This is a genomic window from Arsenophonus endosymbiont of Crataerina pallida (assembly GCF_964020125.1).
GTDB classification, from domain to species: Bacteria; Pseudomonadota; Gammaproteobacteria; order Enterobacterales; family Enterobacteriaceae; genus Arsenophonus; species Arsenophonus nilaparvatae.
Map to the genome: position 1 here is coordinate 2,379,451 of NZ_OZ026540.1, position 25,244 is coordinate 2,404,694.

Consider the following 25,244-nt stretch of genomic DNA (forward strand, 5'->3'; position numbering starts at 1 on the left):
TTTATTAGCCTTATATTAATTATCATATAAGGCGACAAAAATTTATTGAACATCAAAATCAGGCAGATATTTTTTATTATCATCTAGCATCAAAATAAAAGCATATTCCAATGCTGTATCTTTTAGACGATTAAATCGACCCGATTTACCACCATGGCCGGTTTTCATATTTGTTTCCAGCAATAAGACCGTATTACCCACTTTATACTCTCTTAGTTTAGCCACCCATTTGGCCGGCTCCCAATATTGGACTTGTGAATCATATAACCCCGTCGTAACCAATAAATTAGGGTAACGTTGAGATTTAATATTGTCATAGGGACTGTAAGATTTTAGTCGAAAATAAGCGTCCTGCGCAGCGGGATCACCCCATTCATCATATTCACCAGTTGTTAATGGAATAGAAGGATCAAGCATGGTTGTCACAACATCGACAAAAGGAACTTGAGCGACAACGCCTCGATAGAGTTCCGGTGCCTGGTTAATTACTGCCGCCATCAATAAACCACCAGCACTTCCACCCATTGCATATACCCGTTTGGGATCACCATACCCCTTTGCAATCAATATTTTGGTTGCATCAATAAAATCACTAAAACTATTGGCTTTATTTTCAACCTTCCCTTGTTGATACCAGGCTTTGCCTAAATCGCCGCCACCACGAACATGCACTATTGCATAGACAAATCCCCTATCCAATAAACTCAAACGCGGTGAACTAAAAACCGGATCCACATTGATACCATAAGCACCATAGCCATAAATCAAAATCGGATTTTTGCTTTTTTGCCATCGATCTTTACGATATACCAACGAAACTGGCACTTTAGTGCCATCTTTTACCTGAACCCATATACGTTCACTGGTATAAAGTGATTTATCAAATCCATTGACTTGTTGTTGTTTTAGCAATTCACGCTGTCCAGTTAGCATATTTATCTGCATAACAGATATTGGGGTAGTTAGTGAAGAATAACCATAACGTAAAGTCTCGCTATCAGGCTCTGGATTATAATCAATCCAGGCACTATATACGCTTCATCAAATTGAACTATTTTTTGCTGTTTGGTCTGCCAATCTATCTGTCGAATATTAACTAAGCCATTATGACACTCTTCAACAACCAACCAACGGTTAAAAAGCGCAAAATTTTCTAAATCAGTCTCTTTATTCGGTGCAATAATTGTTTGCCAGGGCTGGTCAATTGATTGAGTAGCATATAACCCAAATTGCTCCAATTGATGGTTAGAGCGAATATAGAAATTATCACGAAAATGATCTAAATCGTACTCACGTCCCGTTTGGCGAGGGGAAAATATTTTAAGTGATTCAGCGGGGTTATTAGCATCGATTAATCGATATTCAGATGTTTCTGTACTACTAATTGCTAGTAGAATATACGCTTTTGAGCTACTTTTTGTCATGCTCAAGTAAAATCGGTCATCATTCTCCTGATAAACTTTTTTATCTTCAACCCCCTCTAATCCATATTGATGACAATATACTTGATAAGGTAATAATGTTTGTGGGTGGTTACGAATATAATAGAGAGTTTGATTATCATTAGACCATACAATATTACCAGAGGTATTTTTAATTACTGCATTCTGCCATTTTTTACTAGCTAACTGTCTAAATGAAACCTCAAACTGACGACGACCTTGAAAATCTTCGACAATTGCCAAACGATTATTATCTTCAGAAACAGCAATACCACCCAAGGTATAAAATTGATGTCCCTTAGCACGTTCATTACCATCAACTAATATCTGCCAATCACTATTTTGGTTGACAGGTTTACGTTGATAAACAGGATAATCTTTACCTTCTTGATAAAGGGTACGATAAATATAACCATTATAGGTATAAGGCACCGATTGATCTTGCTGCTCCATACGAGCGACCATCTCGCCAAATAATTGCTCTCTTAATACGGTGCCAGACTTTAATACCGCATTGGTATATTGATTTTCATCAGTCAAGTATTTGATAACTTTTTTATTTTTTCTCGTATCATCACGTAGCCAATAATAATTATCAATGCGGCTATCACCATGTAAAACCATTTTGTGTGGTTGCTTTTCTGCCATTGGAATTATCATTTTTTCTCCTGCCAAACTGGTAAACGCAATCATATTTAATAATGATATCAATAGTATAATGTTCAAATATCGATAGAAAAAGCGCTGAGTTAATTGCATATTTATTAGAACATCCTGTTGGCAAATTTTTAGTTATTTAATAACACAAAATTAATAAATAAAGGCCTATGATACTAATAGATAAAACAACAATTTTAAATAAATATTTAAACAATTAATCAACAAAATTAACTGCTATATTTTATCTTGCCATAATATAAAAAACCTCTGTTGTCGTGAGTAACAGAGGCCCAAATTTGTGGTTAATTTTATTCTACAATGGTTGAGTTTGTGCTTCCGCTGCAGCTAACGCAACCATATTAACGATACGTCGTACCGATACAATCGGTGTTAATATATGTACTGGTTTTGCTACTCCCATTAATACCGGCCCCACAGTGACGCCATTAGAACTGGTAACACGAAGTAAGTTATAACTAATACGCGCAGCTTCCATATTAGGCATAATCAGCAAATTAGCTGATCCTTTTAATGTACTATCCGGCATAATATCTCGCCGAATGTTTTCAACTAATGCTGCATCGCCATGCATTTCCCCATCAATTTCCAACTCAGGATCGGCACGTTTGACTAATGCCAATGTTTTACGCATTTTTTGTGCTGATGGACAGTCTGAAGAACCAAAACTTGAACGAGATAATAGTGCCACTTTAGGCTCAATACCAAAACGCCTTACCGCCTGTGCCGCCATTAAGGTAAGTTCCGCCAGCTCCTCAGGGGTTGGATTATCATTCACATAGGTATCTGCAATAAAAGTATTGCCAGTTGGCAACATCAGGGCATTCATTGCACCCGCTACTGAACTATTCTGCCGGAAGCCAAGAACATTTTTTATAATGGTAAAATGTTGATTATAACTACCAACAGTACCACAAATCATGCCATCGGCTTCACCTTGGCGGATCATCAACGCACCAATTAAGGTTGGGTTATTGATCACTTCTCTACGCGCCATTTCCTGCGAAACACCATGGCGTTTCATTAATTGATAATATTGTTGCCAATAGGTTTTAAAACGCGGATCATTTTCATTGTTAATCAACTCAAAATCTTCACCAATTTTAATTTGTAACCCAAGCTTTTCAATCCGCTTTTCAATCACACTGGGTCGACCAATTAAAATCAGATAAGCCAAACCTAAGGATATTAATTCTTGGGTTGCATGCAATATTCGTTCTTCCCCACCTTCCGCTAATACAATCCGTTTTTTTTCTTTGCGGGCCAGAGAAAAAATCGGCTTCATAAATAGGTGGGTGCTATAGACAAACTCATTAAGTTTTTCTATATAAGAATCAAAATCTGTAATTGGTCGTGTTGCTACACCAGATTCCATTGCCGCTTTAGCGACTGCTGGCGCAATTTTAACAATTAAGCGCGGATCAAAAGGTTTTGGGATAATATAATCAGCACCAAATTTTAACTCCTGATCACTGTAAGCGGAGACAACAACGTCATTCTGCTCGGCTAATGCCAAATCAGCAATTGCCTGAACACAGGCTAGTTTCATCTCTTCATTAATCGTGGTTGCCCCAACATCCAGCGCGCCGCGAAAGATAAAAGGAAAACAGAGTACATTGTTTACCTGATTAGGATAGTCAGAACGCCCAGTGCAGATAATCGCATCAGGCCGTGCTGCTTTTGCTATTGAAGGAAGAATTTCTGGTTCCGGGTTGGCTAATGCTAAGATAAGCGGTGCATTAGCCATCGATTTTACCATTTCCGCAGTCAACACACCCGGCGCTGAGCAGCCTAAGAAAATATCCGCGCCTGGGATAACATCCGCTAGAGTACGTAAACCATTATCTTCAATTGCATAAGCGGCTTTAGTTTCATCCATCACTTCATCGCGGCCACGATAAATAACGCCTTTTGAGTCACAGACAATAATATTGCTACGATTAAGACCTAATGCAACCAATAAATTCATGCAGGCGATAGAAGCAGCACCTGCACCTGAAACAACTAAGCGAACCTGGTCAATTTTTTTATTAACAATGCGTAAACCATTCAATATTGTGGCGGTTGAAATAATGGCAGTACCATGCTGATCATCATGGAAAACAGGGATTTGCATTTTTTCACGCAGTTTTTTCTCAATATAGAAACATTCTGGTGCTTTAATATCTTCCAAATTGATTCCGCCAAAAGTTGGCTCCAATGCGGCAATAACATCGATCAGTTTATCCGGGTTAGATTCGTCTATTTCAATATCAAATACATCAATGCCGGAAAATTTTTTAAATAAAACACCTTTTCCTTCCATAACCGGTTTACCAGCCAAAGCGCCAATATTTCCCAGTCCTAACACTGCGGTACCATTAGAAACTACGGCCACTAAATTAGCCTTAGCTGTATATTTGTAAGCGGTCAAAGGATCAGCTGCGATTTCAAGACAAGGATAAGCAACACCGGGAGAATATGCGAGGGCCAGATCTCGTTGTGCCGTTAATGGCTTAGTCGGTGTAACTTCAATTTTACCTGGTTGGGGAAACTCATGAAAATCTAGCGCACTTTGTTTTAATTTTTCATCCATTGTGTGTCCTTAGAGAATTTTTATTAGAAAAACATCCCCATTATAGTAATCTCTATCAATGAAATCATGACATATACAACAATTTCGGCAGAAACTAGCTAAACTTGAACATTCTATCAACGAAATCAATATAACCAAATAATATTGAAATTAAAATATAAAACTGGTGACCTTTATATTATTAATTTTTTTATAATCATAAAATTTAAGACTATTGAATTTAAAATTATAAAATTCAATGTGTTTTTTATTTAAGATAATTACCTTTTGGTTATTTCATTAATATTGTTTTTCTTATATTCTTGCAATGTTTTATTTTTTCAAAAAACTTTAAAGACTAATAATTAAAATCAGTTGTAAAAACCCATTTATTTCTACAGGCATTTAAAAAGGAATATACTATGTCTAATCATTCAATAATGTTGGTTGATGAACATCCCCTAATACGTCATAGTTTAAAACAACTCATTAAAGCTGCAGATGAATTTAGTGTCGCCGGAGAAGTAAGTAATGGCGTTGATGTTATTAATATAGCCAATCAATTAAAGCCAGATATTATTATGATGGATATTAATATATCTAACATGTATGGTCCTGAAGTTATTCGTCAAATTAGAAAAGAGGGGATTAAATCTTATATATTAATTCTTTCTTTTTCTGCTAATAGAATTGATGTTTATAATGCTATCGATGCTGGTGCTAATGGTTATTTATTAAAAAATTGCGAATTAGATATGTTACTTAATAGCCTGAAAAGCGCCGCAAATGGTTTACCCGTTTTTAGCAATCAAATTCATCAGTATTTAAATAATCGTCATCAATATCAAGATCCACTTTCTTCATTAACAAAACGTGAATTTGAAGTATTACGTGAAATTGCTAATGGATTAAAAAATAGAGAAATATCTAAATCTCTTTTTATTTTTGAAGAAACAGTCAAAGTACATATTCGTAATTTGCTAAAAAAACTTAATGTGCGTTCTCACTTGGAAGCCAACCTAGTTTATATGCGCGCTAAATAAACTTAACATAGATAAAATATCATTAAAGGATGAAGAAATGATTTATTAAAACATCATCATCTAACACATAGTATATTTATATGCATTGCTTAATTAACACATCATTTTATGTGATGTAGAATATATTTTATTGAATTTTTTTATAATCGATTTCTAATAAATTTAATAAGTATTCTACTTAATAGTAGCCTTATATAGATTATTATCGCATTTTGCAGCATTATAGAGATCTTTGCTACATATCAAAAAAGGAAATTATGATGTCAACTTCAGCAAGTTACATACTTTATGGTATAAAAAATTGTGATACTATTAAAAAGGCACGTCAGTGGCTGGATAATCATCATATAATCTATCAATTCCATGATTATCGCACGGATGGGATATCAATTGAATTACTCGAAATTTTTATTCAATACTTAGGCTGGGAAGCCTTGATCAATAAACGTGGTACAACCTGGAAAAAATTGTCCGATGAGCAAAAAGCGAATATTATTGATGTCGCTAGTGCTAAAGAGTTAATGTTAAAATATCCAGCAATTATTAAACGCCCATTATTAACAACTACTGGTAACCATTATCTACTCGGTTTTTCTATAGACCAATACCAACAATTTATTCATCACAGAGGCTAACTATGATTTGTCCTGTTCTTAAGCTTGCGCAACAACTTGTTCAACAACCTTCTGTTAGCCCCGATGATAATGGCTGTCAAACAATTTTAATTAATCGATTGAAAAAACTTGGTTTTTCAATTGAAGTCATGCCCTTTGACGATACCACCAATCTATGGGCATATCATGGCGAACAAGGTGAAACGCTAGCTTTTGCTGGACATACCGATGTTGTTCCGCCAGGTGCAACTGACAATTGGCGTTATCCTCCCTTTACACCAACATTAAATAACGGACTGCTCTATGGCCGAGGAGCAGCCGATATGAAAGGTTCCCTTGCGGCAATGATTATTGCCGCCGAAAGATTTATTAGCGATTTTCCCAACCATTCTGGCCGATTGGCCTTCTTAATTACCTCTGACGAAGAGGCTAAAGCCACTAACGGAACGGTAAAAGTGGTTGATGAATTAATGATACGCAATGAACAAATTGATTATTGCATAGCTGGTGAACCATCTAGCCAGATTAAAATTGGTGATATTATCAAAAATGGTCGTCGAGGATCACTCACCGCCAAACTCACCATCGAAGGAACGCAAGGGCACATTGCTTACCCCCATTTAGCCAATAATCCAATACATAGTTCATTAGCTTTTTTACATGAACTAGTTAATAAAAAATGGGATGCAGGCAATGCTTATTTTCCTTCCACCAGCATGCAGATTTCCAATATTCATGCTGGTACTGGTAGTAACAATATTATTCCTGGCCAGTTAGTCATACAATTCAATTTTCGCTTTAGCAACGAACTCACCGAGCAACAAATTCGCCACCAAGTTGAAGCAATACTAGAAAAATATCAATTCGATTATAAAATTGAGTGGTCATTATCCGGCCATCCATTTTTAACAGAAAAAGGTAAATTAATTAATATTGTCAGCCAGGTGATAGAACAATATTGCGGCTATCAACCTCAGTTATCAACTGATGGAGGAACATCAGATGGCCGCTTTATTGCTAAAATGGGGGCACAAATTGTTGAATTAGGCCCTTTAAATGCAACCATTCATAAAGTTGATGAATGTGTTAGTGTTGCTGATCTTCAGAAATTAAGTCTCGTTTATCAGGAAATTATGCAAAAAATATTATTATGAACCCAAAATTTAAATTCACTAGCTATATCATTAGCTAAATAATAAATTGGGTTAATTTTTTTCCCCATCGATTTGTGGCAACCTTAATAGATAAGCTAGCAATATCGCTAAGATAATGAGGAGTGTTCCCCTGATCCACCAACTTTCTACAAACCAAAGCGAAAAAATAAAACTAAATAAAATAATAACAATTATCTTAATTTTAACCCCTTTAGGCAGCGCTTTATGTTGTTGCCAATGACGAATATATTTACCAAACCATGAGTTATGAAGTAACCAGTAATGAAAACGTGGTGATGAGCGAGAAAAACACCAGGCGGCTAATAACAAAAAAGGGGTAGTGGGTAATAATGGCAAAAGTATACCCAATATCGCTAAGATAATACTAAACCAGCCGACAATAATGAGTAAAATTCGTTGTAAACGCATACTTAAATCTATAATAGTTATACGATAAAGGAAAAAAGAGTATACTTTATTTACTACATTTGCTACTGGAAAAACAGCTATGCATTGGATAACTGATTACTGGTGGATTATTATTATTTTGCTTCTGATTGGTATCATTTGGAGTGCCGTCAAACAGATGCAAAAAATCGATCCTAAACGTTTTTTAGATAACAAACCCAAACTTCCTCCTCACCGTGATTTTAACGACAAATGGGATGATGAAGATGACTGGCCTAAGCAAAAGAAGCATTAACCCATGATTTAAGTTTTTCTGCTCGCTGCCAGTCCAATTCTGATAATGCCGCAGCAATATCGTTGCGTACCTGTTTTAACCACATTTTTTGACCTGTCAATTTTAACTGCTGACAGCATATCTCAATAGATAAATTATGTTCACAGTGAATTCTAGTCGCTGTTAAAACCAGTGACGACTGCATTAATAACCGTCGGATTGCTGGATAGCTAGCTGAAAAACTTCTATTACCATAAGCAAAACCTGCCAAAACCTGCCAATCTTCATCATTTAATTGATCATCGCTAATTGCTGTTAGTGCTAAACCGGTTAGCTGATTGATATAAAAAGCGTCTCGCTTTAACAAATATTGCGCCCGTGACACCAATTGTTTAGCCGCTGTTGATAAAGGCAATACCGCCATAGCGGTATAATATCCACTGGTCGCTTCTTTACGGCTGCCAACTCTGACCAAATGAAAACCATTTTGCTGCCATAATGACTGCAACTGCTCACAATAGCCAAAGCTGACAGAAAGAAAATCTTTCCCCTCTTCCATCGCCTGCTGCTTATAAAAACTGAGTAATTTTGTTGCCACTCCCTGACGACGAAAAGCTGCAGCAACGGTTATACGGCTGATTCGCTGAGAATTCATTTGTGCCGCTTGCGGAAAATAGCTATGTGCTGCTAAAGATTGAGCAACTAAATTACCTCTAGGTCGACGCCGTCCAGCCCATACCTCATGGGCAAGCGACGCAGATAATCCACCTTCATCCACTAACCATAACACAGCTAACAAATTTTCCTTTTGCTGTGCAATCAATAAATGCATCCCTTGCGCATCCAATAATCGTCTTAAATCAAGCGGTGAGGTACGATAATGTGCATTAGTCAGCAAACCATATATTGCTGATAATAATTTTGGTTTTTCAATTAATAAAGACTGCGAAATAGGTAACAACGCCATGTGATGGTTATTTAATTTAGCTAGCGTTGTTGATTTTGGTAAATATTCTTTTAATAACAAGCTATTATTTAACCAATTCTCCAACGGATCATTTGATGCCCAGCGGATCGGCGTGGTTAAAGTTAGAATGTGACATTGAGCTAATTGCGCACAAAGTTTTAGCAAAAATCCGCGCCCTGTACCTTCATAGCCATCAACAGTGGTAGTAAAGAGTAAACGTGGGAAATAGTGCGTTAATTGATTTAGTTGCGCAATCGGGATCATCGCCGCTTCATCAATAATTAACCAATCAACCTTGCGTGGTTTTTGTAATCGACAATCAGCCAATAAATGGTCAATTGACCAATAGCGAATTTTTTTGTCGGTATAGTGTGTTAATACCATTGACACTGATTTTGCCGGCGCACAAACCCAACATTCCCCCTGCCAACGTTCAATTAACATACCTGCTAACGCAGATTTTCCACGGCCACGCGGGGCAACTAATGCCCAAACTCCCACCTTACCAGCCAGCAGGCGCTGCAAAATTTTTTGTTGTTCAATCGTTGGTTGTCCATTCGGCTGATACCAGGCAGTTAATTGTGGTAGCTTATCAGTGGTAAAAGGTTTACCTTCACACCACAGCAAAACATTAGCATCATGTTGTAGATGATACTTTAACCAACAGACAAAATTTGGCACTGCTATTGTCGACGCCACTTCATTCCAGCGTTGACTATCTTGATCCGGCTGTTGAGACCAAGTCCCCCACTCAGGCAGGCAAAGAATGAGATAACTACCCGCTTTTAATGTCCCTGCCAACATCAGCAATGCTTCAGTATGAAAACCCTTAGTGGCATCAAAAACGCCATGTAAGAACTCTTGTCCTAATAGTGACACCGCATTTTGTGGTGGTATAGCATCAGGCCAATGTGGTGAAATGGTTGGCCAATCGCCAATTATTCCCTGCCTAAGTGCAATTAGTAACGAGAGAAGACCTGCTGCTATTAATGGACCAACTGGAACACCACGGAAAACAGCAACGCCTATCACTGTACCAACCAATAATCCGGCAACTGTTGACGGTTGATTAGACATCAAAGAGACGCCTCTACTGCCAAGCCAAGAGACCAAAATGCCAATCACAATCGCCAATAACGATTTCCAGTTAAAAAAAGAGTTAATAACATCTTGTGGCGAGATCTTGCCACTGGCGATAGGGGCCATTACACCAATAGTTAAAATCAAAATACCGATGGTTAAGCCATATTTTTCAACCCAAGGGAAAAAATTATTAAGCGGCGTAATGCGAACAACTAACAAAAATAGCATTGCCAATGCCACCGTCATGTTATGACTAATTATTCCTAAGCCGGCCAACACTAATAAAATTAAGTAATGTTGGATCAAAATTACCCATAAAATTATTTACCAATAAAAATATATAATTAATTTATCCTATCAATAAATCATGACTGATCAAAATAAATAATAGAGCCTATTAGCCGCTAAAATTATGCTAACATGAATAAACCACTTTTCCCACGTAACGGCAATCGCATACCACCGCCACCAAAAGGTGATCCCATTCTACCCGATTGATTCCGTCTGTCTTCAATATTATCGCTCTTGCGATGATCCCGCCAGCGCATAATAATCTCCCAATATGACATGAATAATTAGCCCTTGATGGGATTATAGCGAATCATCGTCTTCTTGTGTAATTATTAACTCACAGTGGTGATAAAATTTAATAAATTCATTTCAATGCTACTGATTAAATAAAAAAATAGTTATAAGAAAAAACTAGCAAAAATCGCTGGCAGGTCACAGCGAAGCAGTAAATATTAATACTACGACTCTATTGATTATCTGTATAATCACTCCTGTAACGGCCATCATATTGTAACCAATCGATATCATAGCCAAATAGGTTAAAGTGATTTTTTTCATAACTATTGTATACATAATTAACTATTCTTAGGTATGCTTTAATAAAAGTAAATTAATAACTAATGACAATAAAATAAAGTTTTTCTAAGCCAATCTTTACTCAACATCTTTTGCTAACAAAAAAATTTTTTAATCTAAGCAAACACCTATGCGCTTAGCAACCTCTTCATAAGCTTCAATTAATCCTCCTAGACTCTGGCGAAAACGATCTTTATCTAATTTATCCTTGGTTTTTTTATCCCATAAGCGACTGCCATCTGGCGAAAATTCATCACCCAAAACAACTTGACCATTAAATAAACCAAACTCCAGTTTAAAATCGACCAAAATTAACTCCGCTTTATCAAAAAGCGCATTCAATACTTCGTTCGCTTTATAACTTAATCGTTTCATTTCGCTTAGATGCGCTCTACTAACCCAACCAAAAGTTTCACAGTAAGATTCATTAATCATGGGATCATGCTGTGCATCATTTTTCAAAAACAGATCAAAGATAGGTGGCTCAAGCAACGTACCCTCTTCGATACCAAGCCGTTTAACTAAAGAACCAGCTGCTCGATTACGAATAACGCATTCAACCGGGATCATGGTTAATTTTTTTACTAATGATTCAGTATCTGACAGTAATCGTTCCATTTGGGTTGGAATGCCGGCTTGCTCCAGTTTTTGCATAATGAAATGATTAAATTTATTATTTATCATTCCCTTACGTTCAAACTGTTCTATACGTTCACCATCTAATGCCGATGTATCATTGCGGAATTCTAATACTAATAAATTAGGATCATTCGTAAAATATACGGTTTTCGCTTTTCCACGATACAACTCAGCTTTTTTCTGCATTTTATTTACTCCGAAATTTGATCATTTTAATAAAAAAACGCTTAAATATGGCTTTAACGCAAGACGCAAACGTTTACTTTGTTAGGAAAAGGAGAATAACAGATTAGCGGTTATTTATGTTAATTAAATTACTTTACTGGAAACATTTTAATTATCCTAAAAACTGATCGAGCAAAACAAAAAAACAGATGATCCATAGTGAATAAATCACTACCAACCATACATCATTTATATAAGCAATGTTATAGCTAATCGTAATAAACCCAGTTTTATTAACTAATTACTACTCACTTTACTAAACGCCGCTTTTAATGCCGAGACCATTTCATCATTTTGTTTTTGTGTTAAGGTTGTCCCTTTTACCGCCATAAATTGCAGACTACTACGATTATTCATATCGCCAACTTGTAATTTATAATCCCCTTTTGTCATGGTTGGATTATCGACGCCAATCGCTTGCCAATCACTATCACTCATACCATTAAAAGTGAGGGTAATTGATCCGGTCGAACGACTACGGTCACCAACTTGCATACCAATGCTTTCAAGCACAGAGGGTAATCTATCCCAAACAACATCATAAGGCGCACGTACAATTATTTGAGGTAAGCCACTGCTATCACTACCCGTTTGCACATCAATAATGGCATAACGACCTTGGGCACCAGAACTGGTTGCGGTACTACGCAGCTTATTTATTGAATCAATCAACTCATTTAACATTAAAATATTATAGCGCTGTATTTCTGCCTGATCGGTGATGCTCTCTTCACCCTGCTTTATACCTTCATTAGTTACCGTGATGACTATTTGATTATTTTGTGGGTTCAGCTGAATTTTCTGTCGGGTTTGTATCGCAATATCTTCATCTCCTCGCGGCCAGGTAATCCAATCGGTAATCAAGGAGTGGTCAGGATCATTTTTTTGCCTAACTTTAATCATTTTTTGTTGCAAAATAGCGTTAATTTGCGACCAAAGGGCGCTGTTTTCAGCTGTATTAGTTAAAAATAAGCGACTCGCGGTTAGGCTATTTTCGGTATGGGTATCACTAAGTAACGAAAGTGTTTGAATAGGAGGACGAATATCTAATGCTTTACCTACAGCACCATTTTGATTAGCTGGCGGAATATCATATTCACCGTTTTGTAACGGTAACGATATACCTTGAGGGATCGTCAAATGTTTTAACGGAGGTGTATTTAAATATGATTCGTCACCACTGACTTGACGCTTATAACGTTGATTGCTCGTGCAGGCTACCAAAAATATAGCGAGTGACAGCCCTGCAAGCTTAATAGCCTTTGATTTGTGCAATATTGTTGCCATTAAATTTCCCTAAATTTTTTGTAAATTAGCGATCTTTAGCGCCTTTTGTACCGCTATCTGACCGGTCAGTGTTAATGGTGTCATCGGTAAGCGCAATGTATCAGAATTAATAAGTCCTAACTGATAGCAAGCCCATTTAACTGGAATCGGATTAGGCTCAATAAATAATTGATGATGCAATTCACTTAGTCGATAATTTAACTTATGCGCTTCGGCATACTTTTCTGATAATGCTAATTTGCATATTTCAGCCATTAATTTGGCGGCAATATTGGCTGTTACTGAAATTACCCCTTGCCCACCTAATTGCATAAATTCTAACGCAGTTGCATCATCACCGCTAAGCAAAATAAAATTTTCATCATTAATTAATCTGCGAATGCGATTCACACGACTTAAATCACCACTAGCTTCCTTAAGGGCAACAATATTACCTAACTTTGCTAATCTGGCAACTGTCTCGGGCAATAAATCACAACCGGTGCGCGAAGGAACATTGTATAAGATTTGCGGTAAATCTGTCTGTTCGGCAATCGCTTTAAAATGCTGATAAAGTCCTTCTTGTGAAGGTTTGTTATAGTATGGTGTTACCGCCAAACAGGCAACAACCCCCGTTTTTTCCAAAGATTTAGTTAATGCAATAGCTTGTTTGGTAGCATTTGCGCCACTGCCTGCAATAATCGGAATTCTGCCATCAGCATACTCTAATGTCGTCAATACCACATCCAAGTGCTCACTATGATCAAGTGTTGCTGATTCTCCAGTTGTACCAACAGATACAATCGCAGTTGTGCCATTATTAACATGATAATCAATCAGTTTTTTCAGACTGGGTTTATCTATTTGCCCTTTTATATCCATTGGGGTAACAATCGCAGCAAGACTGCCACGCAAAAAATTCCGATATTTAATAGAATTATTAACCATAACCTTTTTCCTAAATGAGACATTAAAATTATGGTACTTTTTCAGTCTAAAGAAAAAAACCTTCTTATACACAAAATTTAATGAAATTTATTAATAACCACTCTGTTTTAAGAAAAATACATAATGATTATCATCCTATTTCCAGTTTATTTTTCTCGTTCAATTTATTATTTTATCAGCAAATAAATCTTTTAAAATTATAAAATCAGCAAAAATGTGAACATTTCATTCCATCAAATATCATTTTATCACTACTCAGTATGTAAACTTATTATATTGATATATTTGTTTTTTTATCTTGGCAGGAGCTTTTTTTTATGGTTACCATAAGATATTCAGAAATCATAAATTTATAAGGAAAACGACTTGCCACATAGTGAACAACAATCAATCATTATTATTGTACTTGTTGCAGATCATCCCGGTAAGATTAATACCGTTATCCAACTGGTCAACAAATGTCAATGTAATATTGAAGATAGCTTTATCGCTATATTTGGCAAACAATTCTTCTTTATTATGATGTTATCAGATAGCAGGCAATCAATTTCTTTAATAGAAGCAATGTTGCTTAAGAATGATTCTGAATTAAAATTATTATCTATTATGCAAAAAACCACTTCTGGCGTTTATAAAGAATATTTTTCAATAATAATTGCCAATGTTATTGTTAATGTCGCTCCCGCTATAGTTGAACAATTTACTTGTTTATTTATCACTCATAACTTCAACCTAGCCAAACTGGTTGCAAAAATACAACCAGCGACAAACAAATATGATCAACAACTTGAAATTGATATGAATGCCCAAAGTTTTATTGGTGATAATGAGTGAATTAACAAAAATAGATTTAAACAATTGTGCACAAAATTAAATGTCCAATGTACAATTAGCATTATCAGCAAATCGCAATAACATATAGAATTAAACGGAGAGAATCTAATGAGCCCATTGAAAGCCGGTGATAAGGCCCCCCAATTTAGCCTTCCTGACCAAGATGGCGAAATAATCAATTTATCTGATTATCTTGGTCAACGAATTTTGATTTATTTTTATCCTAAAGCAATGACTCCTGGCTGTACAATACAAGCTTGTGGATTACGTGACGAAATGGATAAATTAAAACAAATGGGTGTTGAAGTTTTTGGTATAAGTACTGATAAAGCAGAAAAGTTATTACGTTTCACTGAAAAAGAGATGCTAAACTTTACATTACTATCGGATCATAAGCATGAGGTAGCGGAAAAATTCGGTGTATGGGGAGCAAAGCAATTTATGGGGAAAACGTTTGATGGCATTCATCGCATCAGTTTTCTGATTAATGCAAAAGGTGAGATTGAACATGTGTTTGACAAATTTAAAACTAGTGATCATCACCAAATTGTACTGAATTATCTTAATACTCATCCGTGATTAAAATCGATTGTTAATTGCCCCTGCCTGTTTTGGTGGCAATTAACAATTAAAAAATTATTTTTCAGTTACGAGATTATCTTCTGGCCACACATGCATAACGGCTTTAATTAAAGTTGCCAATGGAATGGCAAAAAATACCCCCCAAAAAACCCAAAGCCCACCAAATACTACGACAGATAAAATAATAACTAACGGATGCAAATTAACCGCTTCAGAGAATAAAATGGGCACCAATAAATTGCCATCAAGCCCTTGAACAATTAAATAAGCGATTAGTAAAGTCCAAAAGTCAGGTCCAATACCCCATTGAAAAAGAGCAACTAAAACTACTGGGATGGTAACCACCACCACACCAATATAGGGGATCAAGACAGAAATACCGACTAGTACTGACAAAAATAGCGAGTAGCGCAAACCTAAAAAAACAAAGGCGATATAAGTACAGATACCAACAATAACCATTTCAATAACTTTACCACGGATATAGTTAGTGATCTGTTGGTTCATTTCCTGCCAAACTTGTCCGACCAATAACCGATCACGGGGTAAAATACGTTGTAAACCACGTATTATTTTAGTCTTATCTTTCAGTAGAAAAAATACCATTAGTGGTACTAAAACCAGATATATTGCTATGGTAATAATACCAATAAGCGAAGCAACAGAATACTTAACCACAGATTCACCTAAAGTCGATAAGCGACCGCGTAAATTATCCGCTATCATATCAATAATACCGGCATCAACTAAAGCGGGATAGCGTTCAGGAAATGCTTTGGCATATTCATTAAAGCTATTTACCATTGAAGGTAAATCAAATAATAAATTCATGCCTTGCTGCCAGACAATGGGCACAATAATTAAAAAAACCATGGCACTAATACCCATAAATATTGTCAGTACAATGGACGCCGCCATTAGCCTTGATAAGCCTAACTTACCCAGTTGTTGGGTTGGCCATTCAAGTAAATAAGCCAACACGATAGCAACTAATAAAGGAGCTAAAATATCATGAAAAAAGAATATGATACAAAAACCGATAATCAGGCTGATAAACAATGCAACGACCTGAGGATCTGAAAATCTTCGACGATACCATTGCAAAAACATCTCCAGCATATATTCACTCCTGAATGTGGTAAATTAGTCTTTTAATCCACGAAATTATACCAATTGACAGATTATCCAGTAAGCTTTGCTATCATAAAAAATATCATTTAACAATATAATCAATCGTAAGGGATACTTCCGGTTTATGAATACAAAATTTACTAAACCACTCATTACTCTTGTAATAACAATAATGTTAGCAGTTCCTATGAAGCCTGTTTATACCGCTATTGAAGATAATTTGCCCGATATTGGTACCACAGCAGGTGGTACACTAACTATTGATCAAGAGATCGTTATTGGTGACGCACTAACTCGCCAATTACGTGCTAGCACACCACTTATTTACGATCCCTTGTTAAACCAATATATTAATCATCTTGGCATGCGCTTAGTAAAAAATGCCCACTCAGTAAAAACTCCGTTCCATTTTTACCTGATAAATAATCCTAATATTAATGCTTACGCTTATTTTGGTGGCAACGTCGTTCTCCATTCTGCCCTGTTTCGTTATAGCCAAAATGAAAGTCAGCTGGCCTCAGTGATTGCCCATGAAATTTCTCATGTAACACAAAGACATCTTGCCCGTATGCTAGAAGATCGTGAACGGAATGCACCATTGGCCTGGATAGGCGCCATTGGTTCAGCACTGTTAGTGATGGCTAATCCACAAGCAGGTATTGCGGCACAGACAGGAACATTAGCGGGTGTGCAACAAGGTATAATAAGCTTTACTCAATCTAACGAACAAGAAGCTGACCGAATTGGTATACAGACTTTACGTCGCGCCGGATTCGATCCGCGCGCCATGTCTGATTTTATGCAAATTTTAGCCGATCAGAGCCGTTATATGTCAAAACCACCTGAGATGCTATTAACCCATCCATTACCAGATAGTCGTTTAGCGGATGCACTAAATCGTTCAAATCAATATCCGAAAGTGGATCTCCCACCATCATTGGATTTTATGCTAGCTCGGGTACGCATTCTTGCCATGTATACAGACGGGCAAAAACCGATCCTTGTACAAATTTTATCTCAGTATAGCCAAGGTGATACTAAAGAAAGAATGGCGGCTGATTATGGTCATGCGCTACAACTTAATGAAGATAAAAAATATCAGGCTGCTGGCAACATTGTGCGCTTACTTTTGGCTAAGCAACCTGCTAATCCCTGGTTTATTGATCTAATGACCGATATAGATATAGGGTTAAATCAGCCACTAAAGGCTATTTCTCGTTTACAAAATGCACTAACCAAAACACCAAATGACCCAATTCTACAAATTAATCTGGCAAATGCCTATATTGCTAATAATCAGTATGATCAAGGCAGTCAATTATTGCGTAAATACACCTTCGATAACCCCAATGACTTAAATGGTTGGACTTTGTTGGCAGAAGTTTCAGCTAAGCAAGGTAAGCGTAGTGAACAGTTAGCAGCTTATGCAGAAGGTATGGCTTTGCGTGGTAATTATGGTACTGCCATTCAATATCTTACCGATGCCAGTCGGCTAACAAAAACCGGTAGTTATGATCAAGCAAGATATGATGCCCGTATTGATACACTACGCCAGTTACAAACACGTGATAAACAATTACAAAAACGCTAAGGAAATTACCTTATGTCTCAACAAGTGACGATTTACCATAACCCTCGTTGTTCAAAAAGTCGACAAACCCTACAGCTTTTAGAAGATATGGGGGTTAAACCACGCATCATTGAATATCTTAAAACACCACCAAGTATTAATAACTTGAAAACTTTACTTTCACAACTGGGTTTCACTGAACCGCGTCAATTAATGAGAAGCAACGAAACAATTTATCAAACACTTAATTTATCTGACAGCTCGTTATCAGATGATATCTTACTGCAAGCAATGCATGATAACCCAATATTGATTGAGCGACCTATCGTTGTCGTTGATAACCATGCTCAGCTAGGACGTCCACCAGAACAAGTAAAAAAGCTATTTAAATAACCCTGTATCTTTAAGAGGTAAAATAAGTTTACCTCTTAAATTAAAGTTTAAGAATATCCTTAACAAAGGGAATAGTCAGTTTACGTTGAGCAACAATCGAAGCATGATCTAACTCATCTAACATAGTAAATAATGTGCGGGTTTTCCTATCCAAACGCTTTAAAACAAAACGACTAACCTCTTCAGATAACTCGAAACCGCGTAATTTAGCGCGTAATTGCAGTGCCTGGATCTTATCTTCATCACTCAGTGGATGAAGTTTATAGATCTGTCCCCAATCAAGTCTGGATGCTAAATCAGGTAATGCTAAATCAATCAACCTAGGCGGCCTATCACCGGTTATCAATAAACAGCTTTTGCCGTTTTCCAAGATACGATTATATAAATTAAAAAGTGCTATTTCCCACTCTTCATCATCGGCAATACAATGAGCATTATCAATGCAAACCAGAGCTAAATGTTCCATACCGTCTAAAACATCAGGGACAAAATAGCTACGTTTATCCAGAGGAACATAACCAACTGCCTCGCCTTTTTGTGACAATTCACTACATGCAGCGTGTAATAAATGACTTTTTCCACTACCTTCTTGCTGAGACCAAAAATAAATATAGCTGCTATGGGATTGATTAATAGCAGATTTGATAGCCGCTAATAAAATACCATTTTCGCCAGTAATAAAACTGGCAAAGGTTTCATCATCAGGCGTGGATAAAGGTAATGAAAGCTGCGACGGCGTATTCAGAAGCACCTCTTTCTGTATAGATAAGAAAACACATACAGCTTAACACAAAAGTTGTAATTAGATGAACTTAAACAATATCATCCGATGAAACTAATAATTTACCTATTATTCCAGTAAAAATTAGCTATTTTTTAATCGTCTCTACCGACTCAAGCTTAGTAGTTATATAAGTTTTTTCCGGACGAATAATATTAATCAGGCGAAAAACTAACGACATAATAATACCGATAATGGTAGCAAGCGCCATCCCCTTCAACTCAGCAGCACCAATATGGATAGTCGCACCACTTACCCCAATAATCAGAATAACGGAAGTCAATATTAGATTTTGTGGTTTATTATAATCTACCCGAGAATCAATTAACACTCGGATACCTGATGCCGCTATAACACCATAAAGTAATAGGGAAACGCCCCCCATCACAGGAACAGGAATAAGCTGAATTGCCGCCGCTAATTTACCAACACAGGAAAGCAAGATAGCTAAAATTGCCGCACCACCAATTACCCAGGTGCTATATACTTTAGTTATCGCCATTACACCGATGTTTTCACCATAGGTAGTATTCGGTGTTGAACCAAAAAATCCCGAAATGGTAGTTGATAAACCATTAGCAAACATTGAACGGTGTAAACCAGGATCTTTTAATAAATCCCGCCCAACAATATTCGCGGTCACAACCAAATGACCTACATGTTCCGCAATAACAACTAGCGCTGCAGGCAAAATAGTCAAAATAGCAAACCACTCAAATCGTGGAGAATAAAATGTTGGTAATGAAAACCATGGAGCAGTAATAACTGGAGTTAAATCCACTTTTCCCATTAAAAATGCAAGTAAATAGCCGACAATCACACCAAGCAAAATAGGAATAATAGCTAAAAAACCACGAAAAACTACCGAACATAGAATGGTCACGATCAACGTCACCACTGAAATAATCAAACTGCTTGAATCAACCGGAATATCCGCTTTAGGTAAAAGCCCTGCCATGACAGCCGCCGTTTGCGCTAATTCCAGACCAATAACCGCAACAATCGCGCCCATTGCCGCAGGGGGGAAAATAATATTGATCCAATTTCTACCTGCTATTTTTACAATCAGTGCGACTAAACAAAAAAGTAGCCCACAAATAATAAATCCGCCCAATGCTAACTCATAACCTAGCGGTAATAACAATAAAACTGGTGAAATAAAAGCAAAACTTGAGCCCAGATAAGCAGGAATACGCCCCCGACAAATGATCAAATAGAGTAGTGTACCAATACCATTAAACAATAGAACGGTTGCAGGATTGATGTGAAATAAAATGGGGACTAATACTGTCGCCCCAAACATAGCAAACAGATGCTGAAAACTTAATGGAATGGTTTCTCTTAACGGCGGCCTTTCTGCTACGCCAATTACACGGCTGGTCATGATTAATGTCCTCTTGATAACTCATAATTAATATATTATTACTCATCAAAACTCATCAATAAAGCCCACGTTTTGATATTTTAATTTCATAACAGAAAATTGTATGAAATATTCGTTAAACCATATTAACATAATGGTAATAAAATCCTTAAACTAACTTATCTATAAAAAACAAAAATAGTTATTCATAAAAAATTTTTCTGTCCTCACAGTGCACTGAACTTTATTTTTTATCTATTGATAAAAAATAACTTATACCAAGCATTAAAATTCAATATAAAATATCAATTAATAAAGTTATTTTTTAGGTTATATTAAATATAGATATATAAATAAGAACAAAAAAATAAATCAATCACATGTTGCCTATAATTACATCAGGTAACTTTTATTCTAAGCATTAACTTACAAAAAATGGACATTTAACATCCCAATATAATATACAGTTAAAATACATTAACAAACCCACATTCTTAATTAATTAAATCATTTAGCTTGTGAAAAATAAACCTATAATTATATTTATTGTTTTATTATATTAAAAAACACTCATGCTTATAATAAATATAAATTTTAAGTTATTTTAAAAGCATTTAAAGTAAAAATTATTTTTGTAATGTAAAATAACAAGTTTATATTAATTAATAACCTTCTTAAATTAATAAATAACTTTATTATAATGAAAAATTATTTATTTTTAACTTTACTTTTATTATAAACAAGGCATCTTATTAACCAAATTAAGTAAATTTCTAATTAAGTTAATTCGAGTGATATTTAAACTTTAAATAAGGAATATTATGAAAACGATAGACATGAATACAGAATATGAAAAACTTGCTAATTGGTTCAAAATGCTTAAAGCAATACCAGCACCAACATTCACAGGTTATAATGATTCAAAGATTATCGCTTCTAGCGGAGAAATTATTGGCGCACAGCAAGATGCTGACTTAGCCGTTTCTGCTCTTCTTTACGAAGTGAACAGTAGCGGTGCTTCACCTGATAAAACCGCAGAAGAATTAGTAAAATCACCCGCTAATGCACTAGCAATGATGAGTACAATGGCAATGACGAGTGCTGGATACAATGCGACAAAACCCAACCTAATAGGTAATGTTCATGCTTATGCTAATTATACTAACCTGATGAGAGAGAATCCTTTTTTGATGATTTCATCAGATAGATCTATCGACGTTAATTATCAATACGAGAATTATAATGATTTGATTGATAAGGTCGTTAATATATTTGAGGGAATTTCCGGATTTGATAAAAATAAAATTAAAAAATCAGTAACTGATCTGGCCAAGGCAGCACTATCCCACGCAGAACTGAAAAATACTGATACTACATTTACCCAAGGTGTCATTGATTCCAAAAGTAAAAATGACTTAAATTTTTATATTAATACCTCTAATATCGAATTAGCAAGAAACAGTGGTGGAAACGGTAAAAATGCACCAGCAGATAAATATAAATCACGTGTACAATTAAATAACCTGGTTATGACTTTTCATACTCATATGTTGGATATAGAAATGGCAAAAATGATCGTTGGTGAAACAAGAAACGACCTAAAATGCTGGTTATGTCGGGTAAAAACACCAAATAAAGGAAATAAAGATGATTGTGCAACCTGTTTAGAAAAATAATAATTATTCATCATTAGGACTTAATAAGACAAATTATATTATAAATATATTAATAATATTTACAATCAAAGGAATTAAATTATGTCAAAAAAACAAAATGAAATGCTACATTTGCTGCTAAATAAAGCCTATAATAAAAAATCTGAGGTTATTAATAATATTAAAAATCAAGAAACTAGCCAGCAAGCAAAGTTAGTAACCAGTGGCTCTTTGAGCTTGGGGGACGATATCGAAAAAGCATTAGCGGCAGAATCCCTATTAAAAGATATGTATCGATATAATGATGTTAATCTTGCGACAAAATTACTTGACTACCCACAACATGTGGTAACTTGTTTATTAACCATAGCCAAAGACTATAGCGGTTGGGCGCCTGATGAACCTGATAATGAAGGCAATGAAAAAAAATATTATGAATATATTGCTGCTCTACAAGAAACAAACATGTTTGTCACTGATGAATACACTAGCAGCAATGTCAATTACGAAGCTAATAATTATCAACAATTACTTGAAAAAATAACTGATTTTTATTCATATACTTCTCAAAAAGAATATCAAGAAATTTATTCATCACTAAAAAAATTAATCAAAAACTCTTTAGCTAAAGTTAATGAAGATAATACTACAATTTTATTTACACATACTATTTTAAGTTCAAGAAAAAATATAGTTAAACTACAACTTTACTCCTCAAAAGTAACTTTTAGCTTCGATATAGAAACAGAAAAAAATAAACCTGATGAAGAATATAATTTTGAAATTGATTTATCAAGATTAACACTTCACTTTATGGATTTTAACTTATCATCTGATGATATAAAAAGTCTTTTTCAAGTTGATTTTACGCTACTTTCTGATTGGTTAAAACAAAACAATACTAAAGTAGAAAATAATAACTATTTGCTGTGCTTTAATTAATACACTTTACTACTCAGATTATAAAAACAAAAAATACTAATAATTTTTCTTACATCCTAAGCAATTATACATGATGTATTAAAATTAAATAACAACACAGTGATCTAGTTAATATTTAAAAATATATTTGTTACGATTTTATTTAATAAAATTATAACGATATATTTTAAATTAGTGAATGCAAAACTTTTTAATAAAAATTAAATTGAATAAATTATAAAATCAATTATTTTAATTTAAGGCATCCTTATGATAAATACAAATAAATTTAATGATATTGATAATTTTATTGATACGTCAAAATATAGTGGTGAAAATATTAGCCATTTATTAGGCTGTGCTGAAATATTTGGTCAAGGCAAAGAAAAAGCCATTCAAGATGACAATCAATGGAATGAAAATAGCGATTTAGACACAAATGCCAAGAAACTGGCAGCTTCACCGACAAATTTTATTACTACAATTATAACTAATATCCGTGATGAATCAAAATGGGCGCCAACTAATTCATTAGATAATGCATCGCTTTATTTACGGAACTACCTAGAGTATCTTTATCAAATTAGAAACTGTAACTATATTTCAAATTTTAATAATCGTTCAAGTAGTTTCAAAACTACCAACCCACAGCAATTAGCTGAACACATTATTGCCACGCATAAATTTATTGACAATAATGAACGCGCTAGTTTAATCCATGAATTAACAACTCATCTAACAGATTTTGTAAAATTTAATGAAGAGGATCATAATTTTATTCAATTTATTACCCCTATCATAAAAGCAGATAATCAAGCCAAATTGTTCTATTACAGTCTCTATTCTAATCCCGCTTCCGGCTATAGTTTTAATTATGTCGCTCAAGAGTTTGTTTTTGATCACAACAAACTAACGGTAGAAAATGCCAAAGTTGAATTAAATAAAACCTATGCAGGACTAAAACGTTGGTTAGATAGAAATAGAGTGAAAAAAACACCGAAAAATTAACGCCCTAAATTTAAAATAATATTCAAACTTAATAAGATTGGTATCTCTATCCAATCTTATTAGCTCTCAATAACTATAATTAATAAAAAATAACATAAACAATAAATGTCACTTGGTACCAAATATCTTATCGCCCGCATCACCCAAACCAGGAACAATATAACCATGTTCATCCAAATGATCATCAATAGATGCGGTATAAAGTTCAACATCAGGATGAGCAGCTTCCAGTGCCTTAATACCTTCCGGCGCGGCAACTAGTACCAATATTTTAATAGCATGACAACCCTCTTTTTTAAGTAAATCAATCGTGGCAATCATTGAACCGCCTGTGGCCAACATCGGATCAACAACCAATGCCATCCGTTCATTAATATTTGAAGCCAGCTTTTGAAAATATGGAATAGGCTCCAGCGTCTTTTCATCACGATAAACACCCACAACACTTATACGGGCACTGGGAACATTTTCCAGCACCCCATCCATCATTCCCAATCCAGCACGTAAAATTGGCACGACAGTAATTTTTTTTCCCTTAATTTGCTCGATGTTTACCTGCCCACACCATCCTTCTATTGCAATTGTTTCTGTTTCTAAATTTGCTGTTGCTTCATAAGTTAACAGACTGCCCACTTCTGAGGCCAATTCACGAAAACGTTTAGTGCTAATATCTTTATCCCGCAATAAGCCCAATTTATGTTTAACTAACGGGTGTTTTACCTCAACGATTTTCACGCTACTCTCCTTCAGTACAAACCATCTACAAATAAAAAATTATCAGATTATAGCGCTTTTTCAAACCTGTTCCACTGATAGATTAAGGTTTTTCTTGCAGGGAATTCAC

The 25,244-nt window shown here is 35.3% G+C and carries 22 protein-coding genes and 1 pseudogene; 11 read left to right on the top strand and 12 right to left on the bottom strand.

Features of this window, described 5'->3' with window-relative positions; genetic code table 11:
- Window positions 1–42: 42 nt before the first annotated feature.
- A pseudogene (locus AACL31_RS12660) lies at window positions 43–2,135 on the bottom strand (S9 family peptidase).
- A 280-nt stretch (window positions 2,136–2,415) separates the two neighbouring features.
- Window positions 2,416–4,695 (bottom strand): NADP-dependent malic enzyme, encoded by a 2,280-nt coding sequence (locus AACL31_RS12665; RefSeq protein WP_310511987.1) that lies wholly within the window; start codon window positions 4,693–4,695, stop codon window positions 2,416–2,418.
- Window positions 4,696–5,096: 401 nt separating this feature from the next.
- Between AACL31_RS12665 and AACL31_RS12670 the strand changes: the two genes are divergently transcribed.
- The 3 genes from AACL31_RS12670 to dapE all read left to right on the top strand — a co-directional run bounded on the left by AACL31_RS12670 (window position 5,097) and on the right by dapE (window position 7,485).
- Window positions 5,097–5,717, top strand: a complete 621-nt coding sequence (locus AACL31_RS12670; protein ID WP_339053206.1) for a response regulator — start codon at window positions 5,097–5,099, stop codon at window positions 5,715–5,717.
- Between the two features lie 260 nt (window positions 5,718–5,977).
- A complete protein-coding gene (locus AACL31_RS12675; protein WP_032114906.1) occupies window positions 5,978–6,352 on the top strand; it encodes an ArsC family reductase in 375 nt (124 codons plus the stop codon).
- A 2-nt stretch (window positions 6,353–6,354) separates the two neighbouring features.
- Window positions 6,355–7,485 carry a succinyl-diaminopimelate desuccinylase gene (gene dapE / locus AACL31_RS12680; RefSeq protein WP_310511988.1) on the top strand — a complete coding sequence of 377 codons (1,131 nt, stop codon included), beginning with the start codon at window positions 6,355–6,357 and terminating at the stop codon, window positions 7,483–7,485.
- 51 nt (window positions 7,486–7,536) lie between these two features.
- On the opposite strand, the gene AACL31_RS12685 is transcribed toward dapE, so the two are convergent.
- Window positions 7,537–7,914 carry a DUF454 family protein gene (locus tag AACL31_RS12685; protein ID WP_032114904.1) on the bottom strand — a complete coding sequence of 126 codons (378 nt, stop codon included), beginning with the start codon at window positions 7,912–7,914 and terminating at the stop codon, window positions 7,537–7,539.
- A 79-nt stretch (window positions 7,915–7,993) separates the two neighbouring features.
- Between AACL31_RS12685 and AACL31_RS12690 the strand changes: the two genes are divergently transcribed.
- Entirely contained in the window at window positions 7,994–8,188 is a 195-nt protein-coding gene (locus AACL31_RS12690; RefSeq protein WP_032114903.1) for a YpfN family protein, read from the top strand.
- On the opposite strand, the gene AACL31_RS12695 is transcribed toward AACL31_RS12690, so the two are convergent.
- The 5 genes from AACL31_RS12695 to dapA form a co-directional block, all read right to left on the bottom strand.
- Window positions 8,169–10,523: a GNAT family N-acetyltransferase gene (locus AACL31_RS12695; RefSeq protein WP_339053207.1), complete on the bottom strand. Its 2,355-nt coding sequence runs from the start codon at window positions 10,521–10,523 to the stop codon at window positions 8,169–8,171. The genes AACL31_RS12690 and AACL31_RS12695 overlap by 20 nt on opposite strands.
- A 104-nt stretch (window positions 10,524–10,627) precedes the next feature.
- A complete protein-coding gene (locus tag AACL31_RS12700) occupies window positions 10,628–10,765 on the bottom strand; it encodes a neutral zinc metallopeptidase (protein WP_339053198.1) in 138 nt (45 codons plus the stop codon).
- Window positions 10,766–11,195: 430 nt separating this feature from the next.
- Window positions 11,196–11,909 (bottom strand): phosphoribosylaminoimidazolesuccinocarboxamide synthase, encoded by a 714-nt coding sequence (gene purC, locus AACL31_RS12705; protein ID WP_310511991.1) that lies wholly within the window; start codon window positions 11,907–11,909, stop codon window positions 11,196–11,198.
- 276 nt (window positions 11,910–12,185) lie between these two features.
- The gene (gene bamC / locus AACL31_RS12710) at window positions 12,186–13,235 is read right to left on the bottom strand and encodes an outer membrane protein assembly factor BamC (RefSeq protein ID WP_310511992.1); all 1,050 of its coding nucleotides are present in this window, start codon (window positions 13,233–13,235) and stop codon (window positions 12,186–12,188) included.
- Window positions 13,236–13,244: 9 nt separating this feature from the next.
- Window positions 13,245–14,162: a 4-hydroxy-tetrahydrodipicolinate synthase gene (gene dapA / locus AACL31_RS12715; protein WP_310511993.1), complete on the bottom strand. Its 918-nt coding sequence runs from the start codon at window positions 14,160–14,162 to the stop codon at window positions 13,245–13,247.
- A gap of 366 nt (window positions 14,163–14,528) precedes the next feature.
- On the opposite strand from dapA, the gene AACL31_RS12720 reads away from it, so the two are divergent.
- Window positions 14,529–14,996: an ACT domain-containing protein gene (locus tag AACL31_RS12720; RefSeq protein ID WP_310511994.1), complete on the top strand. Its 468-nt coding sequence runs from the start codon at window positions 14,529–14,531 to the stop codon at window positions 14,994–14,996.
- 108 nt (window positions 14,997–15,104) lie between these two features.
- Complete coding sequence (bcp, locus tag AACL31_RS12725; RefSeq protein ID WP_032114898.1) at window positions 15,105–15,575, top strand: thioredoxin-dependent thiol peroxidase; 471 nt, start codon at window positions 15,105–15,107, stop codon at window positions 15,573–15,575.
- 57 nt (window positions 15,576–15,632) lie between these two features.
- Here bcp and AACL31_RS12730 read toward each other — a convergent pair whose 3' ends face one another.
- Window positions 15,633–16,697 carry an AI-2E family transporter gene (locus AACL31_RS12730; protein ID WP_310511996.1) on the bottom strand — a complete coding sequence of 355 codons (1,065 nt, stop codon included), beginning with the start codon at window positions 16,695–16,697 and terminating at the stop codon, window positions 15,633–15,635.
- A 136-nt stretch (window positions 16,698–16,833) separates the two neighbouring features.
- Between AACL31_RS12730 and AACL31_RS12735 the strand changes: the two genes are divergently transcribed.
- Both AACL31_RS12735 and arsC read left to right on the top strand, forming a co-directional pair.
- Window positions 16,834–18,300, top strand: coding sequence for a M48 family metallopeptidase (locus tag AACL31_RS12735; protein WP_339053208.1), 1,467 nt, complete (start codon window positions 16,834–16,836; stop codon window positions 18,298–18,300).
- A gap of 12 nt (window positions 18,301–18,312) precedes the next feature.
- Window positions 18,313–18,672, top strand: a complete 360-nt coding sequence (gene arsC, locus AACL31_RS12740; protein ID WP_310511998.1) for an arsenate reductase (glutaredoxin) — start codon at window positions 18,313–18,315, stop codon at window positions 18,670–18,672.
- A 40-nt stretch (window positions 18,673–18,712) separates the two neighbouring features.
- On the opposite strand, the gene hda is transcribed toward arsC, so the two are convergent.
- Window positions 18,713–19,423, bottom strand: a complete 711-nt coding sequence (hda, locus tag AACL31_RS12745) for a DnaA inactivator Hda (protein ID WP_310511999.1) — start codon at window positions 19,421–19,423, stop codon at window positions 18,713–18,715.
- A gap of 118 nt (window positions 19,424–19,541) precedes the next feature.
- Window positions 19,542–20,837 carry a uracil permease gene (gene uraA, locus AACL31_RS12750; RefSeq protein WP_310512000.1) on the bottom strand — a complete coding sequence of 432 codons (1,296 nt, stop codon included), beginning with the start codon at window positions 20,835–20,837 and terminating at the stop codon, window positions 19,542–19,544.
- 800 nt (window positions 20,838–21,637) lie between these two features.
- On the opposite strand from uraA, the gene AACL31_RS12755 reads away from it, so the two are divergent.
- The 3 genes from AACL31_RS12755 to AACL31_RS12765 all read left to right on the top strand — a co-directional run bounded on the left by AACL31_RS12755 (window position 21,638) and on the right by AACL31_RS12765 (window position 24,400).
- Window positions 21,638–22,492 (top strand): hypothetical protein, encoded by an 855-nt coding sequence (locus AACL31_RS12755; RefSeq protein ID WP_310512001.1) that lies wholly within the window; start codon window positions 21,638–21,640, stop codon window positions 22,490–22,492.
- An 81-nt stretch (window positions 22,493–22,573) separates the two neighbouring features.
- Window positions 22,574–23,413: a hypothetical protein gene (locus tag AACL31_RS12760; protein WP_339053209.1), complete on the top strand. Its 840-nt coding sequence runs from the start codon at window positions 22,574–22,576 to the stop codon at window positions 23,411–23,413.
- 249 nt (window positions 23,414–23,662) lie between these two features.
- Window positions 23,663–24,400, top strand: a complete 738-nt coding sequence (locus AACL31_RS12765) for a hypothetical protein (protein ID WP_310512003.1) — start codon at window positions 23,663–23,665, stop codon at window positions 24,398–24,400.
- Window positions 24,401–24,508: 108 nt separating this feature from the next.
- On the opposite strand, the gene upp is transcribed toward AACL31_RS12765, so the two are convergent.
- Complete coding sequence (gene upp, locus AACL31_RS12770) at window positions 24,509–25,135, bottom strand: uracil phosphoribosyltransferase (protein WP_310512004.1); 627 nt, start codon at window positions 25,133–25,135, stop codon at window positions 24,509–24,511.
- Between the last annotated feature and the right edge of the window lie 109 nt (window positions 25,136–25,244).

Excerpts from the sequence above, each read along its gene's own strand:
- AACL31_RS12665 (WP_310511987.1), bottom strand. The coding sequence starts at position 4,695 with ATGGATGAAAAATTAAAACAAAGTGCGCTAGATTTTCATGAGTTTCCC.
- AACL31_RS12685 (WP_032114904.1), bottom strand. The coding sequence starts at position 7,914 with ATGCGTTTACAACGAATTTTACTCATTATTGTCGGCTGGTTTAGTATT.
- AACL31_RS12730 (WP_310511996.1), bottom strand. The coding sequence starts at position 16,697 with ATGCTGGAGATGTTTTTGCAATGGTATCGTCGAAGATTTTCAGATCCT.
- arsC (WP_310511998.1), top strand. The coding sequence starts at position 18,313 with ATGTCTCAACAAGTGACGATTTACCATAACCCTCGTTGTTCAAAAAGT.
- AACL31_RS12690 (WP_032114903.1), top strand. The coding sequence starts at position 7,994 with ATGCATTGGATAACTGATTACTGGTGGATTATTATTATTTTGCTTCTG.
- AACL31_RS12670 (WP_339053206.1), top strand. The coding sequence starts at position 5,097 with ATGTCTAATCATTCAATAATGTTGGTTGATGAACATCCCCTAATACGT.
- purC (WP_310511991.1), bottom strand. The coding sequence starts at position 11,909 with ATGCAGAAAAAAGCTGAGTTGTATCGTGGAAAAGCGAAAACCGTATAT.
- AACL31_RS12765 (WP_310512003.1), top strand. The coding sequence starts at position 23,663 with ATGATAAATACAAATAAATTTAATGATATTGATAATTTTATTGATACG.
- uraA (WP_310512000.1), bottom strand. The coding sequence starts at position 20,837 with ATGACCAGCCGTGTAATTGGCGTAGCAGAAAGGCCGCCGTTAAGAGAA.
- bamC (WP_310511992.1), bottom strand. The coding sequence starts at position 13,235 with ATGGCAACAATATTGCACAAATCAAAGGCTATTAAGCTTGCAGGGCTG.
- AACL31_RS12675 (WP_032114906.1), top strand. The coding sequence starts at position 5,978 with ATGTCAACTTCAGCAAGTTACATACTTTATGGTATAAAAAATTGTGAT.
- AACL31_RS12700 (WP_339053198.1), bottom strand. The coding sequence starts at position 10,765 with ATGCGCTGGCGGGATCATCGCAAGAGCGATAATATTGAAGACAGACGG.
- AACL31_RS12735 (WP_339053208.1), top strand. The coding sequence starts at position 16,834 with ATGAATACAAAATTTACTAAACCACTCATTACTCTTGTAATAACAATA.
- bcp (WP_032114898.1), top strand. The coding sequence starts at position 15,105 with ATGAGCCCATTGAAAGCCGGTGATAAGGCCCCCCAATTTAGCCTTCCT.
- dapE (WP_310511988.1), top strand. The coding sequence starts at position 6,355 with ATGATTTGTCCTGTTCTTAAGCTTGCGCAACAACTTGTTCAACAACCT.
- AACL31_RS12755 (WP_310512001.1), top strand. The coding sequence starts at position 21,638 with ATGAAAACGATAGACATGAATACAGAATATGAAAAACTTGCTAATTGG.
- AACL31_RS12760 (WP_339053209.1), top strand. The coding sequence starts at position 22,574 with ATGTCAAAAAAACAAAATGAAATGCTACATTTGCTGCTAAATAAAGCC.
- dapA (WP_310511993.1), bottom strand. The coding sequence starts at position 14,162 with ATGGTTAATAATTCTATTAAATATCGGAATTTTTTGCGTGGCAGTCTT.